Source organism: Achromobacter sp., from assembly GCF_036567245.1.
Taxonomy (GTDB): domain Bacteria; phylum Pseudomonadota; class Gammaproteobacteria; order Burkholderiales; family Burkholderiaceae_B; genus Achromobacter.
In genome coordinates this window covers 1-8952 of the sequence record NZ_DATCUY010000198.1, presented here as the reverse complement: position 1 = coordinate 8952, position 8952 = coordinate 1, and the positions used below count along the sequence as shown (strand labels likewise).

General features: G+C 66.5%; 9 protein-coding genes. 8 read left to right on the top strand and 1 reads right to left on the bottom strand.

Translation table 11 applies throughout. The annotated features are described in order from the left end of the window. Positions 1–443, top strand: a 443-nt coding sequence (locus VIR09_RS08325) for a DUF1641 domain-containing protein (protein ID WP_332012447.1), incomplete at its 5' end; no start/stop codon positions are given. Positions 444–594: 151 nt separating this feature from the next. Here VIR09_RS08325 and clpB read toward each other — a convergent pair. Continuing rightward, positions 595–3201 carry an ATP-dependent chaperone ClpB gene (gene clpB, locus VIR09_RS08320; protein ID WP_332012446.1) on the bottom strand — a complete coding sequence of 869 codons (2607 nt, stop codon included), beginning with the start codon at positions 3199–3201 and terminating at the stop codon, positions 595–597. Positions 3202–3337: 136 nt separating this feature from the next. Between clpB and VIR09_RS08315 the strand changes: the two genes are divergently transcribed. From VIR09_RS08315 to VIR09_RS08285, 7 genes are all read left to right on the top strand, one after another. Continuing rightward, positions 3338–3772, top strand: coding sequence for a gamma-glutamylcyclotransferase family protein (locus VIR09_RS08315; protein ID WP_332012445.1), 435 nt, complete (start codon positions 3338–3340; stop codon positions 3770–3772). A gap of 97 nt (positions 3773–3869) precedes the next feature. Further along, positions 3870–4598 carry a helix-turn-helix domain-containing protein gene (locus tag VIR09_RS08310; RefSeq protein WP_013394848.1) on the top strand — a complete coding sequence of 243 codons (729 nt, stop codon included), beginning with the start codon at positions 3870–3872 and terminating at the stop codon, positions 4596–4598. Between the two features lie 62 nt (positions 4599–4660). Beyond that, a complete protein-coding gene (locus tag VIR09_RS08305) occupies positions 4661–5797 on the top strand; it encodes an alpha/beta fold hydrolase (protein WP_332012444.1) in 1137 nt (378 codons plus the stop codon). A 194-nt stretch (positions 5798–5991) separates the two neighbouring features. Beyond that, complete coding sequence (locus tag VIR09_RS08300) at positions 5992–7296, top strand: MFS transporter (protein ID WP_332012443.1); 1305 nt, start codon at positions 5992–5994, stop codon at positions 7294–7296. A 62-nt stretch (positions 7297–7358) separates the two neighbouring features. After that, a complete protein-coding gene (locus tag VIR09_RS08295) occupies positions 7359–7811 on the top strand; it encodes a metalloregulator ArsR/SmtB family transcription factor (RefSeq protein WP_332012442.1) in 453 nt (150 codons plus the stop codon). After that, positions 7697–8161: an SRPBCC domain-containing protein gene (locus tag VIR09_RS08290; RefSeq protein ID WP_332012441.1), complete on the top strand. Its 465-nt coding sequence runs from the start codon at positions 7697–7699 to the stop codon at positions 8159–8161. The genes VIR09_RS08295 and VIR09_RS08290 overlap by 115 nt, the downstream gene beginning before the upstream one ends. Positions 8162–8215: 54 nt before the next feature. Next, complete coding sequence (locus VIR09_RS08285; protein ID WP_332012440.1) at positions 8216–8917, top strand: DUF899 domain-containing protein; 702 nt, start codon at positions 8216–8218, stop codon at positions 8915–8917. The last annotated feature ends 35 nt before the right edge of the window (positions 8918–8952 follow it).

The window sequence follows — 8952 nt, the reverse complement described above, 5'->3', positions numbered from 1 at the left end:
GCAAGGGGAATGCTATGAACGCGCCGCACGAAGGAACCGCCACGCAGGCGGCAGACGCGCCCGCCGCTTTCCTGGGCGGCGGACCGGGCGCGCGCGCCCTGGCAGACAGATTGGGCCTGCTCGCCGAAGCCGGACGGCTGGACAACATCGCCGACCTGCTGTCGCTGGCCTCGGACCTGGTGGACCTGCTGGACCAGTCCATGGTGGAAAAGCTGGCCCTGTTGTCTGAACAAGCCAGCAGCGCCGCCTGGATCGCCGCCAACACGCTGCGCGACGCCCATGCGCGCACGCTGCAGGAGGCTCGTCCTCCCAGCCTGACTGGCCTCATCGGCCTGCTGCGCGACGAGGACACACGCCGCGGCATGGCCGTGGCGCTGCGGGCGCTGCAAACGCTGGGCCGGCAGATGGCGGCGCAGCGCAAGGACTACGCGGACGTCTCCTGAGGCTGCGCCGCGCGGCTGCGCGCCTCATGGCGCACGGCCATCCGCGGATATCAGGACCGCGCATGCAAAAACCCACGGCAGCTGGATTTCAGTCCAGCTGCCGTGGGTTTGTTCAATGCGCGGCGGTTCTCTCGCCGCCCGCGCAACCCGCTTACTGCAAGGTCCGCGTGAAGACGAACTGCCCGTCCTGCCAGTCCACCGGCACCACGTCGCGCGGGCCGAAGCGGCCTTCCAGGATCAGCCGCGCCACCGGGTTCTCGATCTGCTTTTGGATCGCGCGCTTCAAGGGCCGCGCGCCGAACACCGGATCGAAGCCGGAACGGGCCAATTCCGCCAGCGCGGGCTCGCTCACTTCGAGGCGCATCTCCTGCTTTTCCAGGCGCTCGCCCAGGCGGCGCAGCTGGATGCGGGCGATGGACTCGATGTGCTGCGCTTCCAGTCCATGGAACACCACGACTTCGTCGATGCGGTTCAGGAATTCAGGGCGCAGGGTCTGCTTGAGCTCGTCCCACACCACTTCCTTGACCACGTCGTAGGGCTTGCCCGCCAGGCTCTGGATATGGTGCGAGCCCAGGTTCGACGTCATCACGATGACGGTATTGCGGAAGTCCACCGTGCGGCCCTGGCCGTCGGTCAGGCGGCCGTCGTCCAGCACCTGCAACAGCACGTTGAAGACGTCCGGATGGGCCTTTTCCACCTCATCCAGCAGGATCACGGAATACGGCTTGCGGCGCACCGCCTCGGTGAGGTAGCCGCCCTCTTCGTAGCCCACGTATCCGGGCGGCGCGCCGATCAGGCGGGCCACCGAATGCTTCTCCATGAATTCGCTCATGTCGATGCGGATCATGTGCTCTTCCGAGTCGAACAGGAACTCGGCCAGGGCGCGCGTCAGTTCGGTCTTGCCCACGCCCGTGGGGCCCAGGAACAGGAACGAGCCATAGGGCCGCGACGGATCCGCCAAGCCGGCGCGCGAACGCCGGATGGCGTCGGACACCAGGCGCACGGCCTCGTCCTGGCCCACCACGCGCTTGTGCAGGTATTCCTCCATGTGCAGCAGCTTCTCGCGTTCGCCCTGCATCATCTTGGACACCGGAATACCCGTGGCGCGCGACACGACCTCGGCGATTTCCTCGGCGCCGACGCGGGTGCGCAACAGGCGCGGACGCCCTTCGCCGCCCTCGGCATCCTCGGCCGCTTCCGCGGCGCCCACTTCGGCCGCCTTCAGGCGCGCTTCCAGGTCAGGCAGCTTGCCGTACTGCAGCTCGGCCAGCTTGTCGAACTGGCCCTTGCGCTGCAATTCCGCCATTTCGGCGCGCACGCTGTCGATTTCTTCCTTGATGGCCTGGGTGCCTTGCACCGCCGCCTTCTCGGCCTTCCAGATTTCCTCGTAGTCGTTGTATTCGCGTTGCAGCTTTTCGAGTTCGTCCTCGATCACGCCCAGGCGGCGCTTGGAAGCGTCGTCGGTTTCCTTCTTGACGGCCTCGCGCTCGATCTTGAGCTGGATGATGCGGCGGTCGAGCTTGTCCATCACTTCCGGCTTGGAATCGATTTCCATGCGGATGCGCGCGCCGGCTTCGTCGATCAGGTCGATGGCCTTGTCGGGCAGGAAGCGGTCGGTGATGTAGCGGTGCGAGAGTTCGGCCGCGGCCACGATGGCCGGGTCGGTGATCTCGACCCCGTGGTGGATTTCATAGCGCTCCTGCAAGCCGCGCAGGATGGCGATGGTGGATTCCACGTCGGGCTCGTCGACCAGCACTTTCTGGAAGCGCCGCTCCAGCGCCGCGTCCTTCTCGATGTACTTGCGGTACTCGTCCAGCGTGGTCGCGCCGATGCAATGCAGTTCGCCACGCGCCAGCGCCGGCTTGAGCATGTTGCCCGCGTCCATCGCGCCTTCGGCCTTGCCCGCGCCCACCATGGTGTGGAGCTCGTCGATGAAGACGATGTTGCTGCCGTCGTCCTGGGCCAGCTCTTTGAGTACGGACTTCAGGCGTTCCTCGAATTCGCCGCGGAACTTGGCGCCGGCCAGCAGCGCGGCCAGGTCCAGCGACAGCACGCGCTTGCCGCGCAGGGTTTCGGGCACTTCGTCATTGACGATGCGCTGCGCCAGTCCTTCGACGATGGCGGTCTTGCCCACGCCCGGCTCGCCGATCAGCACGGGGTTGTTCTTGGTACGGCGTTGCAGGATCTGGATGGTGCGGCGGATTTCGTCGTCGCGGCCGATCACCGGGTCGAGCTTGCCCTGGCGGGCGCGCTCGGTCAGGTCCATGGTGTACTTGGACAGGGCTTCGCGGTTGGATTCGCCTTCCGCGCCGGAGACGTTCTCGCCGCCGCGTACGGCGTCGATCGCGGCTTCCAGGGCCTTCTTTTGCAGGCCCGCGTCGCGCAGGATGCGGCCGGCGTCGCCCTTGTCGTCGGCCAGGGCCAACAGGAACAGTTCGCTCGCGATGTAGGTATCGCCGCGGCGCGCCGCTTCCTTGTCGGTGCGCGTCAATACCGCCTGCAGGTCGCGCCCGACCTGGACGTTATCGTCGCCCTGCACCTGCGGCAGGGACTTCAGGGCGCTGTCGATGGCCGACTGCACCCGGTTGACGGCCACGCCGGCGCGCGCCAGCAGGCTGCCCGCGCCGCTGTCGGAATCCGACAGCAAGGCGGAGAGCACGTGGATCGGCTCGATATAGGGGTGGTCGTTGCGGGCGGCCAGACTTTGGGCGTCGGCCAGGGCTTGCTGGAACTTGGTGGTCAGTTTGTCGAATCGCATAATGGTCGTTTGGCTTGTTGGGGAGCCTGACCGATACGTGCCGGCTGGCTCGATATCCTGAATATGCGGCCAGATGCGAGAATTTCAACACCTTGCCCGCGCCATGGTTTTTCGACGTGCAGCAACAATCTGACTTATGAGCATATACGTTTTTGTCTACGGCACGCTACGCGCGGGCGAAATCAATGATCTGGCGCAAGCCGCCGCGCGGCTCGGGCTGCCGGCGGCCCGCTACGTGGGTCGGGCCAGCGTGCCGGGCAGGCTGGTGGACTTCGGCGACTGGCCGGGCCTGATTCCCGTGGACGACGGCCGGCGGGTGCTGGGCGACGTTTTCCAGGTGGAACCGCCCCTGGTGGCGCTGATGGACGAAATCGAGGAGTACCAGCCCGGCAAGCCCTGTTGCTTCGTGCGGCGCGAGGTCGTGGCGCGCCTGGAATCGCCCGCGGCAGCCCCGGAACTGCGCTGCCAGTACTACCCGATAGACCCGGCCCTGCGGGGCGCGGCAGCCGATATTGGCGCCGACGACTGGGTCGCTTACCGCCTTGCGCGCCCGCTGCCGGGAGGCCGGTAAGACGCCCGTAGTAACAACGGACTACAATACAGCTTGTCTTAAGCTTTGCACCCATTCCGGCATACGTCCGCGCAATGGGCACTATAGAGGTCATCGTATGCAAAAACGGGTCCCCGTTGCCCCTGATGCCGCCCACTGCTCCACCTGCATGCTGGGGCATGTGTGCGTGCCCGTCGGCATGGCAGCCGCCGAGGTGGAAAAGCTGGACGAACTGGTCAGGGAACGTGTGCGCCTTGAAAAAGGCAAGCCGCTCTACTCGCTGAACCACCCGCTGGACGCCGTCTACAGCGTGCGCTTCGGCAGCCTCAAGACGCAGCTGGAAGACGCGACCGGCCAGATCCAGGTCACCGGCTTTCACCTGCCCGGCGAAATCGTCGGCATGGATGGCATGCTGGACGGCAAGCACGTTTCGACCGCCGTCGCGCTGGAAGATTCCGAGGTCTGTGTCATTCGCCTGGCCGATATCGACCGGGTCGCGGCCCATCTGCCCTCGCTGCAGCAGCAGTTCCGCCGCCTGATGAGCCGCGAGATCAACCGTTCGCACCAGATGCTGGCCTCGCTGGGCTCCATGCGCTCCGAACAGCGCCTGGCCGCGTTCCTGCTGAACCTGTCGCAGCGCTATGCGTCGCTGGGCTATTCCTCCACCGAGTTCGTGCTGCGCATGAGCCGCGAGGAAATCGGCAACTACCTCGGCCTGACCCTGGAAACGGTCAGCCGGCTGTTCTCGCGCTTTGCGCGCGACGGCCTCATCAAGATCAACCAGCGCGAGGTCCGCATCCTGGACCTGCCCGCGCTCAAGCAGCTGCTGGGCCAAGAGAGCTGCTGAACGCCCGCCGCGCCATGCGCCGCGCGCCCAACCTTCCCCTGCTTCAAGCGCGCCCGGGCCGCATGCGCGGCCTGGCCGTCTGGTGCGCCCTGGCGGCCCTGGCGCCGCTGGCCGCGTACGCGCAGACGCCCCTGCCTGATCCCTACGACTACAGCGAAACCGCGCCCGCGCCCAAGCGCGCGGCGCCCTTGCGCTGGCAGTCCGTGGAACTGGGCAAGCCCGGCCACCGCTACAAGATGCCGGTCTACGCCAACCGCGACCTGGGCCGCGACGACCTGCGCAACATCAAGCAGGTCGTGGTCGTGATCCACGGCGTCAAACGCGACGCCGACCGCTATTACGAATCGGTCGCCGCCCTGCTGGCGCATAACCCCGAACGTGCGCGCGACACCCTGATCCTGGCGCCGCGCTTCTCGGGCGCGATCGATTCAGGCTTCGGCGGCATGGCGGCGTGGCGCAAGGCCAGCTGGGAAGACGGCGAAGACAGCGTGCAGGCCACGGGCCGTCCCGCGCCGGTCAGTTCGTTCCAGGTGCTGGACGACCTGCTGCGCAGTCTGGATGATCGCAAACGCCTGGCCTCGCTGGCTGGCATCGTGCTGGCCGGCCACTCCGCTGGCGGCCAACTGGTGCAGCGCTATGCCGTGCTGAACAACATCGACGGCCCGCTGCGGCGCGACGGATTGGCGCTGCGCTACGTCATCGCCAACCCTTCGTCCTACCTGTACCTGAGCAATGAACGCCCGCGCGCCGACGGCAAGGGCTATGCGCCCTACGAGCGCGGCATCTGCCCCACCTACAACCAGTACAAGTACGGCCCGGACAAGCTGCCCGCGTACTCGCGCGAGACCGATGAATCCAAGCTTTTCGTGCGTTACGCGGCGCGCGATGTGACCTATCTGCTGGGCGGCGCCGACAACAATCCTGAAGACCGCCTGCTGGACAAGACCTGCGGGGCGGAAGCCCAGGGCGCGACCCGGCTGGCCCGTGGCACGGGCTATGTGCAATACGAACACATCCTGGCCGCGCGCGGCGCCAAGCCCGTGACGCTGCACCGGCGCGCCTTCGAAGTGGCCGGCATCGGCCACAACAGCAAGAACATGTTCGGCTCGGCCTGCGGCACGCGGGCGCTGCTCGGCGACGAGGCCCAGGCAGCAGACGGCGCCGCGCCCTGCGTAGTCATCAAGCCACGCGGCAAGTAAGGCGGCGCGCCCCATTCGCCGCGCACGCCTGACAAAAAACTGAATAAAGAGTAGCGCCGCAACGCGTGCATTTCGGCACGGGCAGGCGCAACATAACGCAATGCGTGTTCCATTTCGCGGCTGGCCGGCCGTCATGGGTCGAGGCGGCGAACGCGTGTCCGGCGTCCCCCGACAAACGCACCCGAAGGACGGATATGACGCAAACATATCTCGACATGCCCGACGCGAAGCGCCGCATCAAGGCGATCTTCATCGGCTCCATGGGCAATCTGGTGGAATGGTATGACTTCTATGCCTACACCGCTTTCGCACTGTACTTCGCCCCCGCCTTCTTCCCTTCCCACGACCCCGTCGTACAGCAATTGAACGCGGCCACGCTGTTCGCGGCCGGCTTCATCGTGCGCCCGCTGGGCGGCTGGCTGTTCGGCCATCTGGCGGACCGCCACGGGCGGCGCCTGTCGCTGATGGTGTCGGTGGGGATGATGTGCGTGGGCTCGCTGATCATTGCAATCACGCCCACCTACGCCACCATAGGCCTGGCCGCGCCGGCCCTGCTGGCGTTGGCCCGCGTGGTCGAAGGCCTGAGCCTGGGCGGCGAATACGGCGCCAGCGCCACCTACCTGACCGAGATCGCGGATCCCGAGCACCGCGGCTTCTATTCCAGCTTCCAGTACGTCACCCTGATCGGCGGCCAGCTCTGCGCGATCCTGGTGCTGTTGCTGCTGCAGAACGTATTCCTGACCCACCAGCAGCTGGTGGAATGGGGCTGGCGCATTCCCTTCGTGATCGGCGCCATGCTGGCCATCATCACCGCACTGATGCGGCGCGACATGCCCGAGACGGACTCCTACAAGGAAGCGCAGAAGGCGCCCAAGCCGCAGACCAGTTCGCTGCGCGGCCTGCTGAAGTATCCGCGCGAAGTGGCGATCGTGGTGGGCCTGACCGCGGGCGGCACGGCGGCGTTCTATACCTTCACAACCTATATGCAGACCTTCGTGCGGCAGACCTCGGGCTTCTCCGACATCGTCACGACCTACATCATCGCCGGCTCGCTGATCTTCGCGCTGATCCTGCAGCCAGTCTATGGCGCGCTATCCGACAAGATCGGCCGCAAGCCGCTGCTGGTGTTCTTCGGCGTGGCGGGCGCAGCGCTCACCGTGCCCATCCTGATGACGCTGTCGCACACGCGCTCGCCCTTCATGGCCTTCCTGCTGATCTGCGGCGCCTGGGTGTTCACCGCCGGCTACACCTCAATCAACGCGGTGGTGAAGGCGGAACTCTTCCCCACCAATATCCGCGCCACCGGAGTCGCCGTGCCTTACGCCGTGACGGTGTCGATCTTCGGCGGCACGGCGCCCGCCATCGCCCTGTTCTTCAAGCAGCAAGGGCATGAAGAGTGGTTCTACTACTACCTCGCGGGGATCATCTTCCTGTCGCTGCTGGTGTACGCCACCATGCGCGACACCAAGCACCGCTCGGCCATGCACCAGCACGCCTGATTCCTGATCGCGCCAACTTTGTTGCTTGACAGCCATGCGCTTGCGGCTTAATACTTAACCCTATGGTTAAGTTTAAAGACGACACGCTCGACGGCATCTTCTCGGCCCTGGCCGACCGCACGCGGCGCCGGGTGCTGGCCGACCTGGAACAAGGCGCGGCCTCGGTCAGCGAGCTGGCCCGGCCGCACGCCATGTCCCTGCCCGCATTCATGAAGCATCTGCGCGTGCTGGAAGACGCCGGCCTGATCGCCCGCGCCAAGGACGGCCGCGTCGTCAACTGCACGCTATCGCCCGAACCCATGCGGGCGGCATCCGACTGGCTGGCCCGCTACGAGAAGTTCTGGAGCGGACAGCTGGATTCGCTGGCGCGGTACCTGTACCACGAGGAAGAGGTCCACCCATGGAAAACCGAAGCACCCGAGACGAATCAACCCCCATCGAACTCCGACTCAAGCGGCGCTTCGACGCCCCCATCGAACGCGTCTGGCGCGCCTGGACGGATCCGCAAGCGCTGATGCGCTGGTTCGGCCCCGCCGAGACACGGAAAGTGCTGCGGGCCGAAACCGATGTGCGCGTGGGCGGCGCCTATGAGGTGGGCTTCGCTACCGAGGACGGCCTGGAGCATCACGCCAGCGGCCACTACCGCGAAGTCGAACCGCAACGCCGCCTGGTCTTCACCTGGGCCTGGCGCGACACGCCGGCGGAAGTCTCGCTGATTACGCTTGAATTCACCCCTGCGGGCGGCGGCACCGAGCTGGCCTTCCTGCAAACCCCGTTCGTCGACCAGGCCACCCGCGACAGCCATCAGCATGGCTGGGCTGGCGCGCTGGAGCGGCTGGCGGCCCATCTGGCGAATCCGGCCTGAATTCCCGCCGCTCGCCCTACCCGGGCCTGCGGGCCCGTTCCGAGGAGACACACGATGCAGACCGATCATCCCGTCGTATCCCGAGCGCAATGGGACATCGCGCGCGAGGCGCTGCTGCGCCGCGAGAAAGAACTGACCCGGGCCCACGACGCCCTGGCCCGCGAGCGCATGGCCCTGCCCTGGGTCCAGGTGGACAAGCCCTACCGGTTCCAGGGCGAGGCTGGCCCCGTGGACCTGGCCGGGCTGTTCCAGGACAGAAGCCAGCTCATCGTCTACCACTTCATGTTCGGCCCGGACTGGGAAGAAGGCTGCGTGGGTTGCTCGTTCCTGGCGGACCACATGGACAGCGCGATCATGCACCTGCGTCAGCATGACGTGACGGTGGTGGCCGTGTCGCGGGCGCCATGGGCCAGGCTGGAAGCGTTCAAGCAGCGCATGGGCTGGCGCTTCCCCTGGTACTCGTCCGAAGACAGCGATTTCAACTTCGACCTGCAGGCCAGCGTGCCCAAGGCCGACGGCGCCATGCAGGAAAACTCCGGCGCCAGCGCATTTTTCCGCGATCCGGACGGCGAGATCTTCCATACTTATTCAAGCTTCGCGCGCGGCGTGGAGAGGCTGGCCGGGGCCTACAACTACCTGGATTTCGCCCCGCTCGGCCGCAACGAGCACGGCCCGCACTTCAATCTGGGCGACTGGGTACGCCACCATGACCGCTACGACGACGCCCCGGCGCACGCCTGCCACGCCTGCGGCTAGGCACAAGCCGGGCCGTGCCGTCCGCGTTGCGGCCG